At 55.4% G+C, this 19,679-nt stretch carries 16 protein-coding genes; 5 read left to right on the forward strand and 11 right to left on the reverse strand.

Annotated features, from left to right (window positions below; genetic code table 11):
• The first annotated feature begins 49 nt into the window (after positions 1 to 49).
• Genes dapA through dapD form a run of 3 tightly spaced genes read left to right on the forward strand, consistent with a single transcriptional unit; the run spans position 50 to position 3,851 of the window.
• Positions 50 to 2,359, forward strand: coding sequence for a 4-hydroxy-tetrahydrodipicolinate synthase (gene dapA, locus AB5750_RS01835; protein WP_368145144.1), 2,310 nt, complete (start codon positions 50 to 52; stop codon positions 2,357 to 2,359).
• A complete protein-coding gene (dapB, locus tag AB5750_RS01840; RefSeq protein ID WP_368145142.1) occupies positions 2,352 to 3,092 on the forward strand; it encodes a 4-hydroxy-tetrahydrodipicolinate reductase in 741 nt (246 codons plus the stop codon). Before dapA ends, dapB begins: the two co-directional genes overlap by 8 nt.
• 39 nt (positions 3,093 to 3,131) lie before the next feature.
• Positions 3,132 to 3,851 carry a 2,3,4,5-tetrahydropyridine-2,6-dicarboxylate N-acetyltransferase gene (gene dapD / locus AB5750_RS01845; RefSeq protein WP_368145140.1) on the forward strand — a complete coding sequence of 240 codons (720 nt, stop codon included), beginning with the start codon at positions 3,132 to 3,134 and terminating at the stop codon, positions 3,849 to 3,851.
• 133 nt (positions 3,852 to 3,984) lie between these two features.
• On the opposite strand, the gene AB5750_RS01850 is transcribed toward dapD, so the two are convergent.
• The 9 genes from AB5750_RS01850 to AB5750_RS01890 form a co-directional block, all read right to left on the reverse strand.
• Entirely contained in the window at positions 3,985 to 4,989 is a 1,005-nt protein-coding gene (locus AB5750_RS01850) for a nucleoid-associated protein (RefSeq protein ID WP_368145138.1), read from the reverse strand.
• 111 nt (positions 4,990 to 5,100) lie between these two features.
• Positions 5,101 to 6,261: an Mbeg1-like protein gene (locus tag AB5750_RS01855; protein ID WP_368145137.1), complete on the reverse strand. Its 1,161-nt coding sequence runs from the start codon at positions 6,259 to 6,261 to the stop codon at positions 5,101 to 5,103.
• Between the two features lie 114 nt (positions 6,262 to 6,375).
• On the reverse strand, positions 6,376 to 7,326 hold the full coding sequence (locus AB5750_RS01860; protein WP_117759056.1) for an L-lactate dehydrogenase: 951 nt from the start codon (positions 7,324 to 7,326) through the stop codon (positions 6,376 to 6,378).
• 201 nt (positions 7,327 to 7,527) lie between these two features.
• Complete coding sequence (locus tag AB5750_RS01865; protein WP_217749965.1) at positions 7,528 to 8,691, reverse strand: pyridoxal phosphate-dependent aminotransferase; 1,164 nt, start codon at positions 8,689 to 8,691, stop codon at positions 7,528 to 7,530.
• Positions 8,692 to 8,809: 118 nt separating this feature from the next.
• Positions 8,810 to 10,810, reverse strand: coding sequence for an NAD(+) synthase (locus AB5750_RS01870; protein ID WP_368145135.1), 2,001 nt, complete (start codon positions 10,808 to 10,810; stop codon positions 8,810 to 8,812).
• Positions 10,811 to 11,122: 312 nt separating this feature from the next.
• Entirely contained in the window at positions 11,123 to 12,448 is a 1,326-nt protein-coding gene (locus AB5750_RS01875) for a B12-binding domain-containing radical SAM protein (protein WP_368154887.1), read from the reverse strand.
• Positions 12,421 to 13,401: a radical SAM protein gene (locus AB5750_RS01880; RefSeq protein ID WP_368145133.1), complete on the reverse strand. Its 981-nt coding sequence runs from the start codon at positions 13,399 to 13,401 to the stop codon at positions 12,421 to 12,423. Before AB5750_RS01880 ends, AB5750_RS01875 begins: the two co-directional genes overlap by 28 nt.
• Positions 13,402 to 13,451: 50 nt before the next feature.
• A complete protein-coding gene (locus AB5750_RS01885) occupies positions 13,452 to 14,636 on the reverse strand; it encodes an MFS transporter (RefSeq protein ID WP_368145263.1) in 1,185 nt (394 codons plus the stop codon).
• Positions 14,614 to 14,895 (reverse strand): DUF2087 domain-containing protein, encoded by a 282-nt coding sequence (locus tag AB5750_RS01890; RefSeq protein WP_055251466.1) that lies wholly within the window; start codon positions 14,893 to 14,895, stop codon positions 14,614 to 14,616. Before AB5750_RS01890 ends, AB5750_RS01885 begins: the two co-directional genes overlap by 23 nt.
• 493 nt (positions 14,896 to 15,388) lie before the next feature.
• Between AB5750_RS01890 and AB5750_RS01895 the strand changes: the two genes are divergently transcribed.
• Both AB5750_RS01895 and AB5750_RS01900 read left to right on the forward strand, forming a co-directional pair.
• On the forward strand, positions 15,389 to 16,342 hold the full coding sequence (locus AB5750_RS01895; protein WP_161144876.1) for a hypothetical protein: 954 nt from the start codon (positions 15,389 to 15,391) through the stop codon (positions 16,340 to 16,342).
• Positions 16,343 to 16,480: 138 nt separating this feature from the next.
• Positions 16,481 to 17,788, forward strand: a complete 1,308-nt coding sequence (locus tag AB5750_RS01900) for a hypothetical protein (protein ID WP_368145132.1) — start codon at positions 16,481 to 16,483, stop codon at positions 17,786 to 17,788.
• Positions 17,789 to 17,834: 46 nt separating this feature from the next.
• On the opposite strand, the gene AB5750_RS01905 is transcribed toward AB5750_RS01900, so the two are convergent.
• Positions 17,835 to 18,122 carry a hypothetical protein gene (locus AB5750_RS01905; RefSeq protein WP_368145130.1) on the reverse strand — a complete coding sequence of 96 codons (288 nt, stop codon included), beginning with the start codon at positions 18,120 to 18,122 and terminating at the stop codon, positions 17,835 to 17,837.
• Between the two features lie 91 nt (positions 18,123 to 18,213).
• The gene (locus AB5750_RS01910; protein ID WP_368145128.1) at positions 18,214 to 19,341 is read right to left on the reverse strand and encodes a hypothetical protein; all 1,128 of its coding nucleotides are present in this window, start codon (positions 19,339 to 19,341) and stop codon (positions 18,214 to 18,216) included.
• Positions 19,342 to 19,679: the final 338 nt, after the last annotated feature.

The raw sequence follows: 19,679 nt of genomic DNA on the forward strand, positions 1-19,679 counted from the left end.
CGGATTCGATGCGCAGATGGCGCCGTCTGGATAGCGAGGTTTACGGGACATGGCATTGACCCCCAACGAGGCATATGCGGCCAAGCAGCCGTTTGTGGACAAGGAGACACTCGAGCATATCGTCGAGCAGTTCCCCACGCCGTTTCATCTATACGACGAGGCGGGCATCCGCCGCAACATGCAAGAAGTGCGCGACGCCTTTGCATGGAACCCGGGCTTTAAGGAATACTTTGCCGTCAAGGCCAACCCCAACCCGGCGCTCATCTCCATTCTCAACGAATACGGCTGCGGCTGCGATTGCTCGAGCTATACCGAGCTCATGATCGCCCGCTCGCTGGGCATCACGGGACACGACATCATGTTCTCGTCCAACGACACGCCGGCTGCCGACTATGAGCTCGCCGACAAGCTGGGTGCCATCGTCAACTTTGACGACATCAGCCACATCGAGTTCTTTGAGCGCGTTGCGGGGCCCATCCCCAAGACGGTCAGCTGCCGCTTTAATCCAGGCGGTCTGTTCCAGCTCTCCAACGGCATCATGGACAACCCGGGCGACTCCAAATATGGCATGACCACCGAGCAGCTCTTTGAGGCCTTCCGCATGCTCAAGGCCAAGGGCGCCGAGAATTTTGGCATCCATGCCTTCCTTGCCAGTAACACCGTCACTAACGACTACTATCCCAAGCTCGCACGTATCCTCTTTAAACTTGCCGTGCGCCTGGAGCGCGAGACCGGCGCACATGTCGCCTTTATCAATCTGTCCGGCGGTGTGGGTATCCCCTACCTGCCCGAGCAGCAGGCTAACGACATTCACGCCATCGGTGAGGGCGTACACGCAGCCTACGACGAGCTTCTGGTCCCCGCCGGCATGGGCGATGTGGCGATCTGCACCGAGATGGGTCGCTTTATGATGGGCCCCTACGGATGCCTGGTCACCAAGGCCATCCACGAGAAGCAGATCTACAAGGACTATATCGGCGTGGACGCCAGTGCCGTCGATCTGATTCGTCCTGCCATGTATGGCGCTTACCACCACATTACGGTGATGGGCCAGCCGGGTGGCGACGACAAGACCACAGCGCCCGTCACGGACACCTACGACATCACGGGCAATCTGTGCGAGAACAACGACAAGTTCGCCATCGATCGCGAGCTGCCGCATATCGACATGGGCGACCTGCTTGTGATCCATGATACCGGCGCGCATGGCTACTCCATGGGCTACAACTACAATGGACGCCTGCGCTCCGCCGAGGTCCTGTTGCGCCCCGATGGCTCGGCCGACCTCATCCGCCGCGCCGAGCGCCCGGGCGATTACTTTGCCACGCTCGACGTGCTACCGAGCGGCCGAGAGCTGCTGGCCAAATCGCGCGCCGAAAGTGCCCGCCGTCGCGCCCAAGACGAGCGCCTGGCAGTCGCCGCCCAATGGAACAAACGCATCCAGATCGCGGACGCGAAGGAGAAGAACATGGACATCCGCAATCTCGAGGGCTCAATCGTCGCCCTCGTCACGCCGTTTAAAAAGGATGGCAGTGTCGACTTTGACGCACTCGAGCGCCTTATCGATTTCCACCTGCAAAACGGCACCGACGCCATCCTCACCCTGGGCACCACCGGCGAGAGCGCCACGATGACCGACGACGAGGACAACTCCGTCGTCGCCGCCGTGGTCAAGCATGTTGCAGGACGCGTCCCCGTCATTGCCGGCTCGGGCTCCAACTCCACGCAGACCATGCTCACCAAGTCGCTTACTTACCAGGGCTTGGGAGCCGACGGCCTGCTGCTCATTACCCCCTACTACAACAAGTCCAACGAAGAGGGTATCTATCAGCACTTTAAGACCGTCGCCGATGCCGTGGACATCCCCTGCATCCTGTACAACATCCCCGGCCGCTGCGGCTGCGGTATCAGCGAGCGCAACGTAGAGCGCCTGGCCGCGCACCCCAACATCATGGGTATTAAGGAGGCCTCGGGCAACGTCGCCTACGCGGCCAAGATCGCCCACCTGCTGTCAGACGACTTCCGTATGTACTCGGGCGAGGACGCGCTTACCGTGCCGCTCATGAGCCTGGGCGCCTCGGGCACCATCAGCGTGTGGGCAGACGTGCAGCCGCGGCTCGTGCATGACATGTGCCGTGCCTATTTGGACGGTGACGTGGCGCGTGCCCGCGATATCCAAATTGCCGGCCAGCCGCTCATCAACGCCCTCTTTAGCGAGGTCAACCCCATCCCCGTCAAAGAGGCGCTCGCCCAGATGGGTATGATCGAGGCAAACTACCGCATGCCGCTGTGCCCCATGGCAGACGACACGCGCTCTGCACTTACCGATGCTCTGAAGGGGGCTGGTCTGCTTGATTAAGACCGTCATTATGGGAACGGGCCGCATGGGCTCGCTCATCCGCACCACCGCCGAGGGCGTTGTCGACGCCGCCGGTCAACCCGTTTTTGATATCGTGGCCCAGATTGGCTTCGATTTGAGCAAGCTCGAGAACGCACCGGCTGCCGATGTGATTATCGACTTCTCGAACGTCGTGACCTTCGATGCCGTCGTCGCCTATGTCGAGCGCACGGGCGCGGCGTTGGTCTCGGGCACCACAGGCTACACCCCCGAACAGATGGACCGCCTGCGTGAGCTGGGCCAGAACACCCGCGTTATGCACTCGGGCAATTACTCCATCGGTATCGCAGCCCTGCGCCATCTGGTAGCGCAGGCTACACGCGAGCTGCCCGGCTTTGACTGCGAAATCGTCGAGACGCACCATAACCAAAAGGTCGACGCCCCCAGCGGCACTGCCAAGTTGTTGCTCGACGCCGTCGTCGAAGCCGAGCCCGAGGCAGGCTACCACCCCGTCTATGGCCGCGAGGGCATGTGCGGAGCACGCGATCCCAAGGAGATCGGCATGCACTCGCTGCGCGGTGGCACTGTCGCCGGCGTCCACGAAGTGAGTTTCTTTGGCCAGGACGAGGAGGTCACGCTCACCCACCGCGCCACGAGCCGTCAGATCTTTGTCAACGGCGCCCTGGCAGCCGCGCAGAAGCTCGTCGCCCGCGAACCCGGCTTCTATACGTTCGACCAGGTCATGTTTGCCTAACCAGGTATCAACCGAATCCACCCAAAGGAGAGATAGCGAATGAGCAACGCAGCCGAGATGGATGCCCAGGAGATTATCAATTACATCGCCACCGCGCCTAAAAAGACGCCTGTCAAGCTGTATGTGCGCGAGAAACCCGGCATGAAGGTTGCCTGGGGCGACGCACATGTCTACGGCGGCCGTCGCGGCAAGACCGTCTTTGGCGACTGGGACGAGCTCAAAGCCATCCTGGACGCCAACGCCGATTCCATCGATTACTACGACGTCGAGAATGACTGCCGCAACTCCGCCGTCCCCGTGCTCGACCTTAAGGGCATCAACGCCCGCATCGAGCCGGGCGCGATCATCCGCGACCGCGTCGAGATTGGCGACCGTGCCGTCATCATGATGGGCGCCATCATCAACATCGGCTCCGTTATCGGCGAGGGTTCCATGATCGATATGGGCGCCGTGCTGGGTGGTCGCGCCACCGTGGGCAAGAACTGCCACATCGGCGCCGGCACCGTGCTGGCAGGCGTTGTGGAGCCCGCCAGCGCCACGCCCGTCATCATCGAGGACGATGTCATGATCGGCGCCAATGCTGTGGTCCTGGAGGGCGTGCACGTGGGCAAGGGTGCTGTAGTTGCCGCCGGCGCCGTGTGCGTCGAGGATGTCCCCGCCGGCGCCGTCGTGGCCGGTGTCCCCGCCCGCGTCATCAAGATGCGCGACGAGAAGACCAACAGCAAGACCGGCCTGGAAGAGGGCTTACGTCAGCTGTAGAAGTTACGCGGTTTTGACAAACCGCGTTTTCGCTGACGTATGCTCGACCTGCAACGTAATTCAGCCCCAAGTAAAAAGGCCGAAGCCCTCATCCGGGGCTTCGGCCTTTATTTTTGCAGCGTCCAAGCGCAGTTTATCGATTCTCAATACTTCCGATGTTCTTGAGCTCGATGGAGATGAGGCCGTTGGGCTCGTTGACGAACTCGATGTACTCGGAGTTCGAACCCATCTCGGCCGGGAAGCTGATCTCGATGCCCGTGTCGGTACGGATCTTGTGATTGCGCACGGCCGCGCGCTCAACTTGCTTGCGCTCCACGGGAACGCGCTCAGGCACCTTCTCCTCAGTCAGTGCCGCGCGCACGCTCTCCTTGATAACCGGTTCGTCCTCAAAGACCTCGTCGACGATATCCCAAGGCGGCAGCTCCTCGTCATCCTCGACCTTCTCGGCAACGGCAGCCTTAACCTTAGCGAGCGCTATAGCCGTGTTGGCACCGTGCTCCTCGGCGACTTCCTCGACCACACGCGTCACGGTGTCGATGACCTCCTTGCCCGATACGCCCGTGTCGCACTGCAGCAGGCCATCGGGGATAAGCATACGGTCCTCGCCGGCAATCTTGCGCTTCTTGTCCACGTAGCCGATCTCCATGGTACTCGCGCGCACGATGGCATAGCTCGGCACCTTTTGCGATGGGTTTGGCAGAATGGCGTAGTGGCGCGCGATGTCGTTGCGCACCTCCCCCTCCTCGCGGCCCACTTCGTGCATAAAAGCCTGCTTGGAGCCCAGCAGCATCACGGCAAACCAGCGGGCATCCTCATCGTCGTCAAAATCGGCCACGAGCACGTCGGTGGACTCGGCTTTCTCGGCTTTGGTGAGCTCGGAGGAAATAAACTCCGCAATCTGCTGCGACAGGTCCACGAACTCGCGCTCGCCAAAGAAATAGCCCTTGAGCTCGCCGCCAAACGCAGAGTTCTCGGCAAACGTGGCACGTTTATTGTCGGCCGAGGTACGCGCGCGGCGCAGATGCGTTGTCACGAAGTTGCGCACGGTACGGCTCTCGATATCCAACTCGCGCTGGCTCATAACGTTGACGGCAGAGTCAAAGTCCAGGATATGCAGAATCGCGTGATTGATTTTCATATACGGCATTCCGTTCTAGATCGATTTCGGCACGAACCAGTATAGCGGTCGAGCCCGCCCCAGGCGCATCGAAGATTGGTGCATCGGGGACAGGTTGCTTTGCACCAATGGCTAGCGCAGGAGCTCGGACTGCCAAGCCTCGAGCTGTTCTGCCAAACTCTTGCCGGCAGCGGGCATGTCGATCTGGGGTCGTTTGGGCAGCAGTGCGCATTTAAGGATTGCCGCGATGGTCTGCGAGACAAAGCGTCGCGTATCCTTGTCAAAGCCTTGCGCAGCCTGGAGCATCACGGGCAGGCTCTCGCGCAGATTTCCAGCGATATCCGCAAACCGCTCAGCACCCGTAGCCTCAAACACGGAGAACAACGCATCTACAAAACGCTCGCGCTCGCTAGGCGACACTGCAAGCAGCATCTCGCGAATAGAGCCATCAACGTATCGAGCACCGGCGGACAGGCGCTCGCAGTACACGAAGTCGCGACCATCAACCACCCAGCTAAAGGGATTGTGTTGCAGCAGGCTGAACTCGGTGCTCTCAACGATGGCATAGTCCTCCTGTGTCTCGAACATCATGCCAAAGATCGACGACCGAGGTAGCGTCTTGTCGATTCGACCGGAAAGATCGGCAAAGGCGTCGCCGTTCAGGAACTCCTCGACGAAACCCGGACCATCATGGGAATATGCCCGTTCGATTCGCTCACGGGCGACATCGGAGCACATTGCCGCACCGTACACCGCAAGGTTTCCACCCTTGGAATGACCTCCGCACAAAAGCGGCCCGTCAATCGCATCCGCCGCCTCGTCCACATAACGTGCCGCGGATTCCTGGGCCGGCACAGGACACCGGAACGCCATGTTAAAGTCCTCTTTCCAACCCACAATCGTGCTGTCGGTCCCCCGGAAGGAAAGGTAACTAAACCCCGCCGGAAACCGGAACGCCATGGCTGCAAACTGCTCCGTCGCCACCACATCGCTCACAGCACGATAGCCGCAAACGTGCACGCCACGGTAGCGAGGACTTGCTGCCACGGCCTCCAACAAGGCCCTGCTTCCCTCCGGGTCCCACAAGTCGTCAATCATGTCCCGATAGCACTCGGCACGCAGCAGCTCGCGTACGTCTAGGCCCTGCCAGTTCGTCAGCTCCGCCATATCACCCGGCAAACGCAAATAGGACAACCACGCAAAGACCAGGCTATCCACCGCGCAGAACGGCCGCTCCTCAAACGGATCAAACGCCGTCTGGGCATAGGTCAAAATATTAGGCGAATCCGACATGGCCCTCCCATCGACTATAGTGCATTGGGGTCAGGTTACTTTGCACCAAAAAAGCGCCCGGGCCGCGTGGACTCGGACGCCTTCATTGTAGCTTTTCGCTCTAGCGAGCTTGATTTAGCAGGAGAAGTCGACGCTGTCGATGATGTCCTTGAGGGCCTTGGCGGAGGCGGTGAGCTCATGCTGCTCGTCATCGTCCAGCGGCACGGGGACGCGGCAGACAACGCCGTCGCGGCCAACGACGGTCGGCATAGAGATGGCAAGATCGGACAGGCCGTACTCGCCCACCATGAGCGAGGAGACGGGCAGAACGGTCTGCTCATCGCGCATGACGGCGGTGCAGATGCGCTTGACGGCCATGGCGACACCATAGTAGGTGGCGTGCTTCTTCTCGATGATGGTGTAGGCGGAGTTCTTGACGTCCTCGGCGATACGTTTCTCGGCGGCTTCATGCTCCAGGTGGCCGTGAAGCTCGCAGAAGGTGTTCAGCGGAACGCCGGCAACCTGAGCGCTGGACCAAGCGACAAACTCGGAGTCGCCGTGCTCACCCATGACGTAGGCCTGAACGTCGCGCGGGTCAACCTCGACGTGGGCGCCAAGCATCTGCTGCAGACGGCCGGTGTCGAGCACGGTGCCGGAGCCGATGACATGGCCCTCGGGCAAGCCGGACATCTTGATGGCGGCATAAGTCAGAACATCGACCGGGTTGGAGACGATGAGCAGAATACCGTCAAAGCCAGACTTCTTAATCTCGGGGATAATGGACTTAAAGATGTTGACGTTCTTGTTGACCAGGTCCAGGCGAGTCTCACCGGGCTTCTGGGCAGCGCCAGCGGTGACAACAATCATGGCGGCGTCGGCGACATCGGAATAATCGCCGGCGTAGATCTTCATCGGCTCGGCAAACGTCATGCCGTGCGCGATATCCAGGGCCTCACCCTCGGCGCGGTTCTTGTCCACGTCGATGAGGACCATTTCGGAGAACAGACCGCTCTGCATCAGCGCGAACGCCGAAGACGAACCGACGAAACCGCAGCCGACAATAGCGACCTTCTTCTCGTTAACCATTAGAAACTCCCATCTCACTCCACAAACAAGCCGCCCGGGAACGACCCGAGCGGCTTGTCGTAATCCCAATACATCCAATCGGGACTTTGATTATGCTCCTATTCGCAGCCAAAAATCGACCGTTTACCGAAATTGTTTGCAGGATTCGTAAAATAACTGCACGAAATCGGTTTCGGTATATTGACGAGGCGAAATAGCTTTCTAATACAGGCCCGCCTCGCGAATGGCCTCGACAGCCAAAGCGATCTGGTCGGGCGGCAAGACCAGCGCCATGCGCACGTGTCCCTCGCCCGAAGGACCAAAGCTCGCGCCCGGCGTCACCACAACGCCGGCCTTCTCCATGAGCTCCTCGCAAAACGCCATCGAATCGGTGCGGCCACCGGGGAGCTTGGCCCACACAAACATAGAGCCATGCGCGTTGGGACGCTCCCAGCCCAGGCCCTCAAGACCGTCGCACAGGACATCGCGGCGCTCCTGGTACTTCAGACGCTGTGCCTCGACCTCATCGCGCGGGCCATTAAGGCACGCGATAGCAGCCTTCTGGATCGGGAGGAACATACCGAAGTCAATCTGGCTGCGCAGCTTGGCAAAGGCCGAGACCACGTCCTCGCGACCGACCAAAAAGCCAATGCGGGCACCGGTGACGTTAAACGACTTGGAAAGCGAGAAGAACTCCACACCCACCTCGAGCGCACCGGGATACTGCAAGAAGCTGCCACCCGGCTCGCCGTCGAACACGATGTCGGAGTACGCGTTGTCATGGACGATGAGCAGGTCGTGCTCGCGGGCGAAAGCGATGATCTCCTCGTAGACCTCGGGCGTGCCCACCGAGCCCACCGGGTTGGCGGGCAGCGACACGATCATATACTTGGCACGATCGGCAACCTCGGGATCGATACCCGCCACATAGGGCAGGTAATTGTGCTCGGCAATCAGCGGATAGTACTCGAGCTTGGCATCGGCGATCTTGGCACCCGCCTCAAAGACCGGGTAGCACGGATCGGGCACCAGGATGGTGTCACCCGGGTCGAGCAGGGCCAGACCCAAATGACCCACGCCTTCCTGCGTGCCGTTGCACGACTGCACCATGGACGGCGTAATGCCCGAAACGCCAAAGCGGCGCTCATAGTAATCGCACACAGCCTGCTTGAGCTCGGGCAGGTCGCGCAGGGCATACTTCCACATCTCGGGATCTTGGGCTGCTTGCGTGAGTGCCTCGACCACGTGATTGTACGGCTTAAAGTCGGGCGTGCCCACGCTCATGTTGTAAATGGTCTTGCCCTGAGCCTTCAGCGCGAGCAGTTTGTTGTTGAGCGAGGCGAAGACCTCCGCGCCAAAGCGGTCGAGACGCTGCGATGCCTGCATGGTGCCACCTTTCGATATAAAAAACGCGGCGCTCCGACAAGAGCGCCGCGCGATACGGGCCATCAGATTGCAAAAGTGTAACGCTTGCAACCCCCGCATTGGTTCAATTTGGCCAACCTTAGTCAATTGGATTGAGCGCGTCGATCTGCGAAAGCCACAAACGCGAGCTGGCGTCACTCGGCATACGCCAATCGCCGCGCGGGCTGAGCGTCACCGAGCCCACCTTGGGACCATCGGGCAGGCAGCTGCGCTTAAACTGCTGGGCAAAGAAGCGACGATAGAACGTACGCAGCCACGTGTGGACGGTCTTGACGTCGTAGACGCCCTCGAAACTCTTGAGCGCCATGCGGTAGATCTTGCCCGGCTCAAAGCCAAAACGCAGCAGGTAGTAGAGGAAGTAGTCGTGCAGCTCGTACGGGCCCACCAAATCCTCGGTCTTCTGTGCGATCTCGCCATCGCCCGTGGGCGGCAGAAGCTCGGGGGACACCGGCGTATCGAGGATATCGAGCAAGACCTCGGCAATACGCCCGCCAAAGACATCAGCCGCATAGCGCACCAGATGGCGCACAAGCGTCTTGGGCACGCTCGCGTTGACGGCGTACATGCTCATGTGGTCGCCGTTATAGGTAGCCCAGCCGAGCGCCAGCTCCGACAGGTCGCCGGTACCGATGACAAAGCCGCCAGACTGGTTGGCCAGGTCCATCAGAATCTGCGTACGCTCGCGGGCCTGGCTGTTCTCGTAGGTCACGTCCTGCACGGCCGAATCGTGCTCAATGTCCTTAAAGTGCTGCTCCACAGCCGCGTGGATCGAAACCTCGCGGAAGCTTACACCCAGGTCGCGAGCGAGCGACTCGGCATTCGACTTGGTGCGATGCGTCGTGCCGAAGCCGGGCATGGACACGGCTGTGATACCCGTGCGCGGCAGCCCCAGCGCATCGAAGGCACGCACGGTCACAAGCAGTGCCAGCGTGGAGTCCAAGCCGCCCGAAAGGCCGATGACGGCCGCCTTGGTGCCCGTATGGGCAAGGCGGGTCTTGAGGCCGGCGGTCTGCAGGTCGAGGATGGTCTCGCAACGCTCGGCCAGGTCGCCATGGTCAGCCGGCACAAAGGGCGCGCGGGGGAAGACACGGTCGATGTCGCAGGCGTTGCGCAGGACAGACTCTTTGGCCAGCACGCCCTCAAACGAAAACTCAACGGTCGTGGCCTCCGGCGCATCGTCGGCGCGCGTCCACGTCGTCGAGCGACGGCGCTCGGCAACCAGGCGGTCAAGATCGACATCGGCCACCGCCATATCGCAGGTAAGCAGTTTAGTGGCGGCGAGCTTGGATCCGTTTTCGTAAATAAGGTTCTCGCCCGCAAAGACCATGTCGGTCGTGGACTCGCCCTCGCTCGCGTCTGCATAGGCATAGGCACAGTACAGGCGCGCGCTCTGATTGGAGATTAGGCTGCGGCGGTAATCTGCCTTACCGATAATCTCGTCCGAAGCCGACGGATTGAGGATCACCGTCGCACCGGCAAGCGCCATCTCGGTCGAAGGGGGCGCCGGCACCCACAGGTCCTCGCAGACCTCAACGCCCAGCACCATATCCTCGGCACCTTCATCACAGCAGCGGTAGACAAGCCCCGAACCCAGCGGAACCGGACCCTGACCGGCAAACTCGACCCACACGGGATCCGCAGGCGATGGAGCAAACCAGCGACGCTCATAGAACTCGCCATAGTTGGGCAGATACTTCTTGGCCGTAAGACCCAAAAGCTCGCCCGCGCAGCACACGGCAGCGCAGTTGTAGATATTCTCGGCAACTGCAACGGGAAGACCGATGGTAAAGACAATCGGCAGCTCACGAGTCTCATCGAGGATATGCACCAAAGCAGCCTCGCAGGCATGCAGTAATGTGCGGTTATGGAACAGATCGGCCGCGGTATAGCCGCACAAGTTGAGCTCGGGCAGCACCAGCGCGCGAACGCCGCGCTCGGCAGCCTCGCGAACAGCCGCCAATGCAACCTCGACATTGCCCTCGACATCGGCAACGCGAATCTGCGGCGATGCCGCCGCCACACGCAAAAAGCCATCGTTCTTATTAGCCGAAACGCAGCATTGCCTAGTTGATCTGGACACTGGAGGCCCCTTCTACCCTGAGATTCAGTCTAACGGACGTTCACATATCTCTAACTAGCCAAAGCAACCTCCCAGTTTACTGAGAGGCCAACCTGTGCTAGGAGCATGTATTTCAATAATATCTTTAATTAAAAAAGGAGAAATCGATAATCGACTTCTCCTTTAAGCGAGGCGAGTAAATTCCGAAACTAATGGCAGAATATATCCATGTAGTCCTCAAAGTCGAACACTTCTACCACGACGCCCTCTTCCTGAAACTCTTTCAGTTGCTCCAAGAGATCTTTGTTAATAACGTCCATGCAGAAACCTCCTCTATCTAATCAACTGTAGTATATCTGCTTTCATGCAATTATCAACCAACTTGTTTAATTGCTCCTCGTTTGCCGATAGTCCCTCTTTTTTCAAAATGTCGCGCACCTCGTTCTTAGTAATCGGCTTTTCAAACAACGAAAGCAAAGCGAACGAAAAATCATTAACCGCACACATTCTATGGGTGGCACAACTCAGCAGTACTCTTAACCCCTCTTTTGAGCGTCCGACTTCTTTCACAAACGAACTTTTAACCAATTGAAAACCATTATCGTGCATTACATAATCGGCATCGATATTTGTATTCAGCAATCCATAATGCAACAGTTCTTCTATCGTCCTTGTCAGCTCGAGGTCGCCCTGATCAAGGATAAGAGAAATGCTACAATTGGCCTCCAATAAACGGGCCAACTTAAGGTATACCAACTGGGAAACAGCATAGACATGATGGTATTCAGAATTATAGAAGTAGGCAAATGGCTCAACGAGCACGACAGAGGTCTTGGAATCCAGCCAGATTCGATCAGCTGGATTTAGACTAGTTAGCCGTCGCTTTACTTTGGTCAAATGTCCCTTATACCTGACAGCGTGAATAGAATCTAGGATCCAGGTCACCTCTGAAATATGAAGCCGCTGGGGCAAGTCAATTGTGTCGCTACCGTTTATGACCTCTTGCATATAAAAATCAATATGATGCTCATCAGATAAGGATTTTGCTTCATTTAAAGTTAAACCAGTGCCTGAAACATAATCCACTTCGAGGCGCAAATCCTCATATTGGGACTTTGGCATTACAGAGACACCATACTTATCGGGATGATTCCAAACATCCGACCCCATAACGAGACCAAAATTCGTAAATCCTCTCGTGGAATATGGAACACCACATACCTGTTTTGAATAATTCAAAACATTCTCTGTATAAGCTAAGGTGTTCAGAGCCTCTTCTTTAGTTTCGGTCGGAAAGCCAATCATAAAGAATAGATGAACAGGAATACCCGCATTGAGACAATCATGGATATTGCGATCAATCCAATCAACTCTCGTGTTCTTCTTCATTAGATCAAGAACTCTTTGGTTGTATGACTCGAGGCCAAACTGAATCTGCCTACATCCACTTTGGTATATCTTGTTGAAAACGTCTGTACTTAGGGTTGGAGAGAACCTCGTTTCTCCATGCCAGAAAAACGTTTTTCCCGATGCGTTTATTTCATCCGCGAGTTGCTCCATTCTTTTGCCTTCGAATGTTTCATCCACAAAAGAGAAAACTCTCGTGCCGTATTTTTCATTTAACCGACACATTATTTCAAATACTCTCGATATAGGCATCTTTCGGTAACAACCACCGGTAGCACGGGAATGGTGCAGAAGGCGCAATGATTAAAACACTGCCTAGAGGAATAAACCGGCAATATTAACTCAGGCATGAAGTATTTAGAAAGGGCGAAGCCATCGAAATCGGGAACCGTATCGTTGATAAATGTTTGCTCAATCCGATGGTTTTTATATATCTTCCCACCTTTAGCATGGCAAAGGTTTGGAACACAGTCGAGATTGTCATCACCAGAGTCAAGAGCCTCAAGAAGACGTGCAAGCGGCCCTTCGCCGTCATACATCATTATCGAATCAATGTATTCAAAAAAGGGATGCCATTCTTTCATGCAGTCATCTGCTAAACGAGTAATGTAATTGCCGCCCAATGAGACGTGTTTAACAGATGGACATTCTTCTTTAATCAGTTTCGCTAACGTAACTGCAGAAATCAATTGGAAACAGCCGCTCACCGAAATCGCAATAAACTCGATTTTTTCCCTCTGAATACGCTTAAGAAAGGCAGTTTCATAGAAGGAAATAAACGGATTATGCAAGGTATCCGCAAGCGATTTCATTATTTCTGGTGTCGAATAATAATCATAGGGCAGATCTATGGAGTTGAACGCGTATTTAACTCCATATGAGACGTGATTTATGATATAGAGTGCATTTCTAAAAATGTTTTCAGCATATTGTCTTTCTTTTAGATTAAAGTATCTCTTTGATCTGAAAATATCTTTTGCTTCGTCAACATTAAGTGCTGACTTTTGTATCAACTCGATTGTTAATTGAACATTCGAACTAAACGATTCCTTTGATTCCCGATACCTTTTACAGCACTCTTCGACATGTCTAAAAGATAGGAGGTCATCGTAAAATTCCACGTTTAAGTCAACAATGTCAACTTTGTATTGTTCAACCTCTTGAAGATATGACTTCAAAACAGGCAAGGCAAGATACGGCCCCACTGGACTCCATCCTGGGGGGAAATACTAAAAGCGTTTTAGGCATATCAACGTCACATCTTTCGCAAATAATTCAATTGAAACACAACTACCATCATAATTGAAAATACACCAAGTCCTGTAACGAGAATTGAGAACATCGCGATGCTCGTGAACAGCGAAACAAGGAGTGTTGAAATAACAACAGCAACCGATTGCAAAGACTCCCTAATTGAAAACAGGCTTATCGATTCAGATCCGTCTCTCGCCAAATCCTGCAGCGATGTTATGAGAAGCACATCTTGAATGGCGTTTCCGGCACCGACGATAAAAAGGAAAATAAACGATATCCCAGACGCATAGCGATAGCCAAACGCCAGATACGCACCGAGCGCAAGATACGTCACAAAACAATATGATTTAACGCAATCGGAACCACTGATTAAACGACCATATATTGTATTTCCGAACAACAGTCCGATTGTAAGACTACTCTGAAGGAATCCGTATTGTATCGATGACGAGTCAAATTGCAATTGCGCTATAGCTGGCAAAAGAGAATTCAGAGAGCCGAATGCCACGCCACTAGAAATATCGATTAATAGGAAACCAATTGCCAAGTGCTTCGCGCTAAGATCACTAAATGCAGTCCTGTTTTTTTCATTTTTGCTTATCCCCTCTTTATCATTAACCTCGATAACCGACGGAACATCTCGCAGCAACCAGAACGACGCGGCAAAAGAAAGCGCGTCTAATGCAAGAACAGCCTCCGCCCCAAATTGAGCGACAACAAAACCGCCGGCAACTGGCCCCAGAACCATCATCAAATTCTGCAGAAACCCAAACGAATTATTAATTACGTCGCGATTGATACTATTCGTATTGGCTCTTAACAACGAGTAAAAGCAGGGCATTTCAACCGTTCGGCAAAGCGATACCGCGCACGTAATAGCAAACATACTCCATTTACTATCAACAAAAATATAGCAAACGAATAATCCCGCGCGAATTAAGTCTGTCAATCTCATGGCCTGCAGTGTCCCGATACCCATCTTCTGAGGCAGCTGCGCGAGCGCAACTGAAAACAGAGAGGGGGCAAATCTGCAGCAGACCATCAAAGCAGTTGCAGAAACATCGTGAGTTACCTCGTAAATCAGCATTGGCAAAGCAATATTCGCACACCAATTGCCTATTTCGCTTATCCCTCTAGCAATATATAGGACCCGAACCGGATGGCTAGCTCTCAATACCGTGAACATCACGATTAACCTCGTATTTCAGGCCTCGTTCATCCCTTAATAGGAATCCATAATCAACCAAGTACCGCCTCAACACGGCATAATCAGGATAGAGCTGTGACAGCACACGATTAACCTGAAGCTCCGTATAACTTGTATTTAATTCAAAGAAAGAGACGGCCCATAGCAGCATGATTCTTTTATAGCTTTCCTTTTTTGGAATTGAAACCAGCTCGCCATTCTTGAGAAATCGTTTTTTAAAGTCTATTAGCTCATCCATTCACATCCTCCATTTCATACGCATCTAATACTAAAAATGCATACGCTTTAGGTCATCGTATTCGGCTTCTTTATTCGAACTAAACTCGAACTAATCTAAATTATTTGCTCAAACACTCTTCGAAAGCTCGTTTTTCACTCTGAGTAAAATGCCCTTCCCAGTCAGTCCACGAACAGGAAGGCAACTCACAGCGAGCGGAGTCGAAGCCCTCTACCGTCGGTCGTTCAAAATGCACGATAACCTTTTCGATATCCCCATCTGTTATCAGGTCAGAATGAACGACCTCGGTACCGTCTTCGAATGTCATATACGGGTACATCACGTAAACCACCTCGCAATCGTTAATCCAGTTTAGCATCAAGCTATTGCACCAAAGACAGCAAGCCCCCTTGATGAGTTGATGGTATCTGTTAAATGTCACGTACGATTCACATCTGGTGGGTACCCTGATGGCTACACGAAACGAAGCAGATTTACACCGGGAGGACCCCGTATGACAACCAAGTACACCGACGCGCCGCGCACACGTGTCATGACGCCGGCATCGCTCAACAACGGCGTTCACGAAAACCATTCCATCGGCCAGACCATGGCCATCGCGCCCAAAAAGGGCCTGTTTGACGACATTTCCATTCCCCAGATCATCGCCGGCGCCGCAGCTGCCGCTACGAGCGTCGCGCTTGCCTCCAAGATCGGTATCGCCGGATCGGTGATCGGTGCCGCTGTGAGCTCGGTCATCACCGTTGTGTCCTCGCAGGTCTACCGCCACTTTATCTCTGCCAGCGCCGAAGCCCTCAAAGGTACGCACGCCACCGTCGACTACCCCGCCGGCGCCTATGAACCCGTTGAATTAAATGCCGAGGAGCACTTAGGCGGCGCCGCGACTACCCAGGAGATGCGCCAGATTGCAGGGCGCGCGACCACGGCGCGCGTCGCCCCCGACAGCCTGCGCGCCAAGGCGGCGGCAGAGCGCAGCCAGACGCAAAAGAAGGTCATCATCTTCTCGATCGCCATCGCCATCGTCGCGGTTATCGCCTGCACCGCTGCCATCCTTATCACCACCGCCGGTGAGGGTCTGGGCGAGCGTCCCGAGCCGATTCTGTCGTCACGCACGACCGAGCACGACGCGGACAGCACTGGTCAATCGCAAAGCCAGCAGGACGACTCGCAGGGCACCTCCGCATCCACCGACTCGTCCTCGAACACCCCCGATCAGTCGCAGGGCGCCGATTCTTCTGTGAACAACAACGGTACGCAATCCGGCACAACCGACTCAAGCCAAACGACTGACGGCTCTCAACCGAGCACGGGCGACCAGACGAGCGACACCACGTCGGGAACGGGCTCAGCAGACAGCAGCAACACCAGCAACTCGAACAGCTCGAGTGGAACCGCGTCCGGCACGGCATCTGACAGCTCGAGCCAAGGCACGGCATCGGGCAACTAAGCACGTTTGCCCCTCATAGATAATCGACCTGTATAACGGGCGCGAACCGGCAACGGTCGCGCCCGTTTGCCTTGGGCGCCGAGGTAGCAAGCCCCGCGCGATGGTAAGATGCTTTGGTGTGTAAAGAGGAGATTTGCCATGAGCAAGACAATAGTTAAGCCCACGCTATCGCTGGGCAACCACATCTATCTGTATCGTCTGCTGCGTGATGCGATTGGGTGCGGCAAGCAAACGTTTATGACGCAGGTCGAGGAGGCGCTCGCTGCTGGTGACATGGCCGCTTATGACCTGGGCTTCGAGTCCACGCGCGAGCTGCTCGAGGAGCTCGACGACTGCATAAGGCTGACCGTCTTTAAGGGCGGTCGCCTGTATGCCACGCTCATCGCCAACGAGGCCTGGGATGCCGCCCTTGCCAAGGGCGAGGACAAGCCCAAGGCTGCCAAGGGTGCCAAGCAGTCCTACAAAAAGAAAAAGCGCGGCGAGAAGGACCTCAAGGCCGTGCGCCCCAAGCACGTTAAGCGCGCCGAGTCCGAGCCCGTGGCCGAAGTCGCTCCGGAGCCCGAGCCCGAGGCAGAGATCGAAGTCGCTATTGAGGTAACGGCAGAAGCCGACACCGAAATCACCGCCACGACCGATCCCGAAGTCATATCCGAGCAGGAAGCCACTGCGGAGCTCAACGAAGCTCCCAAGTCGACAACCGAAGAAGCCGCTGACCAGCCCGAAACGCCTGCGTTCCAAAACAGCGATGTCTTTGGCGACGAGACCGAGGACGATCAGCCCGACGAGCCCGACGATCAAGGCGCTACCGAGTCGGCGCCGGAGCCCGAGACGCCGCAGCCCGCCATCTCGCTCACGGTCGTCTATGACCCCGAGAACGCAAACGCCGGCATCACCACCATGGCATCCACGCCCATCGAGGCAAAGTCGAGCGTCGAGAACGAGAACGCGACGCAGGTTGAGGTTGAAACTGCAGCTGCAGACGCGCCCGTCACCGTGAAGCCCGCAGATTCCACGATCAAGCCGGAAGCGACGCTGGAGCCCGCACCCGTCATCGAATCCGTGCCCGCCGCTGCTTGCGACCGAATTCCCGCACCGGCACCGGCTTCGGTACCCGCAGCGGCCCCAACCCGCGCACCTGCAGCGCCCGCCATCCCCGAGGACTTCCCCGTCGATTTCGCAACCGAAGTCTTCTGCCCCGGCCCGCTTCTGCACCAGCTGTCGACCTATCTCCCCTACGGCGCCGACACGCTCGGCATCGTCGGCGAGTACTACTGGATTGCCCGCGAGCGCGGTACCATCGAGGCCGCGCGAAACCGCGCAAGCTTCCCCCTGCGCTACACGCAGGCCGGCGAGCGCCACGAAGTCACTGTGCGCATCCGCCACAACACCACCGGTGGCCTCGGTGCCGCCTGGGTCATCGACAAGGTCAACGCCCCGGCCGAGTGACAAAACGGCCCTGGATAGCCATTTGACCATCCAGGGCCGTTTGAAATCAGACCTTTTGGCTGTCATCAGCACATATAGACACCAGAGAAGCAAGCTCCTCCTCAAGTTGCGGAGCAAAATACCTAAAAGAAACTTGTGCTCCAATCGGTATCGACTCAATCATATTCGCAGCATTATCTGAAACACGGTACGATGCAGTTTCACCTGTCTTCAAATCCTCTATTGAGCAGACAGCGTCTTCAGCATCAATCGACCTAAGCACGCCTTTTCCTTGTAACATCACATCGGCATGCCCGCCAGCTATTTCTAATGAACCTGAGTCTGTCGCAGTCACTTCTCCGGAACCTCCGCGCGATATCTCTTCCTTTGTTGAACAGCCCACCAATGAAGCCATCAGCACCAAAGACAGAGCTAGACGAATCGCCCTACTTCGAAAAAGTCGTTCCATAAGTCCACGCATAATAGCTCTGATCATACTTCAGGAAGGATAAAGATGAATTCCAGCCGTCCGCTATGCCAATCATCTGCCTTGTCTCTCCAGTTTTCTTACCAGTAAGTGTGGCGTAAGCCTCCGCTGTTACAGAATGGGCTGATCCGTTGTACAAACTCGCATGTATAACATTCGGTCTATTAGAGTTAATCTCATTTTGAATGCTCGCGATAGCCGGAGAGGAGACAGTGCGGGCGATAAGAGTACTTCCTCTGCTTGCGCAGTAATTTGTAAACCCCGTTGCACAGGTTGATATCGGCGTTCCACCCAAAACAACGCCGGGAACAGTCTGTTCTTCATCGGAAAGAGCATGGGTATTGGTGTAATTCCATATCTGCATATATTGCGAAGGGTCGCTATATAAATTGGCAATGCCATACAGTTCCGCAACGTTCGAAAAAGCTGTCACCATACAAGCATAGTGGGCGGTAAGCCTCTTAATCTCGATTTCATCATATGACATAAACTGAGAAATGGAACGAAATCCAGATACTGTGTAATCCTGCATTTGAGTTGCGTAAATTACAACATCGTTCCAGCTTGAAGGTTTATTCGATAAAACGACAGGCCGTCCTTCTATGGAAACAGCCGGGATTGTTCTTCCGCAATTTGTTGTTATTGAACCGTCCAAAGATTGCACGCCGAATTCGAATGGATTGATCATTACGACTGGGTTATTGAAAGAATAAGACTCGACACCAAGATCTCCTCCCCGATCCATAGGGCTGACTAAGCCGTCTCCAAAACGATATCCCGTAAGTATTTCATCATCTGAAGCATCTAAAACCAAATAGCCCGCGGCTCTATTGGATGTCACAACCGGAACAATGTAACCAAGCGGGGACCCATCAACATCTACAAAAGGAATAGGGTCAGAAGGCGTATACGAATAGCCGAGGAGTCCCTTTATATATTTATCGGCAAGCTCTTGCGCAATTTCAGAAGTAAATTGTATCTGCTCACCATCAATATTGCCCGTCGAAGCAAAAACCTCTTTCGGACGTGCGGCTAAGGCGACAATTGAAGACGCGACAAGTTGCAGAAAACGACGACGCGAAAGCATATGTTCTTCTTTCTAGAGAAGCGACTTATAAGGTACTCCTATTCTATAATCTTTTTTGTAACGTTACAGCACTGGTTATATTTCAATTCGATTTGCTTATGTCCTCCTTGATTATCAACTTCATCCGAACACTTCCCACATTCATCCGCACATGTGCGGATGAATGTGGGAACCCGATACCCTGAGGGCCGGACCGGCCGGCCCCGGGAGATCGGAGGACGGCATGTCCGGAAAGAAGAATAGGGGCTCCGCGAGGGCGGTCCCGAGGGCCTACGGAAGGCTCACGAGGCACGAGCGGGACACGGTCCAGAGGATGCTGGAGCGCGGGGCCTCGTGCA

Source organism: Collinsella aerofaciens (assembly GCF_040926185.1).
GTDB lineage: Bacteria > Actinomycetota > Coriobacteriia > Coriobacteriales > Coriobacteriaceae > Collinsella > Collinsella aerofaciens_BC.

Coding starts and splice junctions, on each gene's coding strand:
- AB5750_RS01875 (WP_368154887.1), bottom strand. CDS start 12,448: ATGCCTATATCGAGAGTATTTGAAATAATGTGTCGGTTAAATGAAAAA.
- dapA (WP_368145144.1), top strand. CDS start 50: ATGGCATTGACCCCCAACGAGGCATATGCGGCCAAGCAGCCGTTTGTG.
- AB5750_RS01865 (WP_217749965.1), bottom strand. CDS start 8,691: ATGCAGGCATCGCAGCGTCTCGACCGCTTTGGCGCGGAGGTCTTCGCC.
- AB5750_RS01885 (WP_368145263.1), bottom strand. CDS start 14,636: ATGTTCACGGTATTGAGAGCTAGCCATCCGGTTCGGGTCCTATATATT.
- dapD (WP_368145140.1), top strand. CDS start 3,132: ATGAGCAACGCAGCCGAGATGGATGCCCAGGAGATTATCAATTACATC.
- AB5750_RS01910 (WP_368145128.1), bottom strand. CDS start 19,341: ATGCTTTCGCGTCGTCGTTTTCTGCAACTTGTCGCGTCTTCAATTGTC.
- AB5750_RS01850 (WP_368145138.1), bottom strand. CDS start 4,989: ATGAAAATCAATCACGCGATTCTGCATATCCTGGACTTTGACTCTGCC.
- AB5750_RS01855 (WP_368145137.1), bottom strand. CDS start 6,261: ATGTCGGATTCGCCTAATATTTTGACCTATGCCCAGACGGCGTTTGAT.
- AB5750_RS01860 (WP_117759056.1), bottom strand. CDS start 7,326: ATGGTTAACGAGAAGAAGGTCGCTATTGTCGGCTGCGGTTTCGTCGGT.
- AB5750_RS01890 (WP_055251466.1), bottom strand. CDS start 14,895: ATGGATGAGCTAATAGACTTTAAAAAACGATTTCTCAAGAATGGCGAG.
- AB5750_RS01895 (WP_161144876.1), top strand. CDS start 15,389: ATGACAACCAAGTACACCGACGCGCCGCGCACACGTGTCATGACGCCG.
- AB5750_RS01900 (WP_368145132.1), top strand. CDS start 16,481: ATGAGCAAGACAATAGTTAAGCCCACGCTATCGCTGGGCAACCACATC.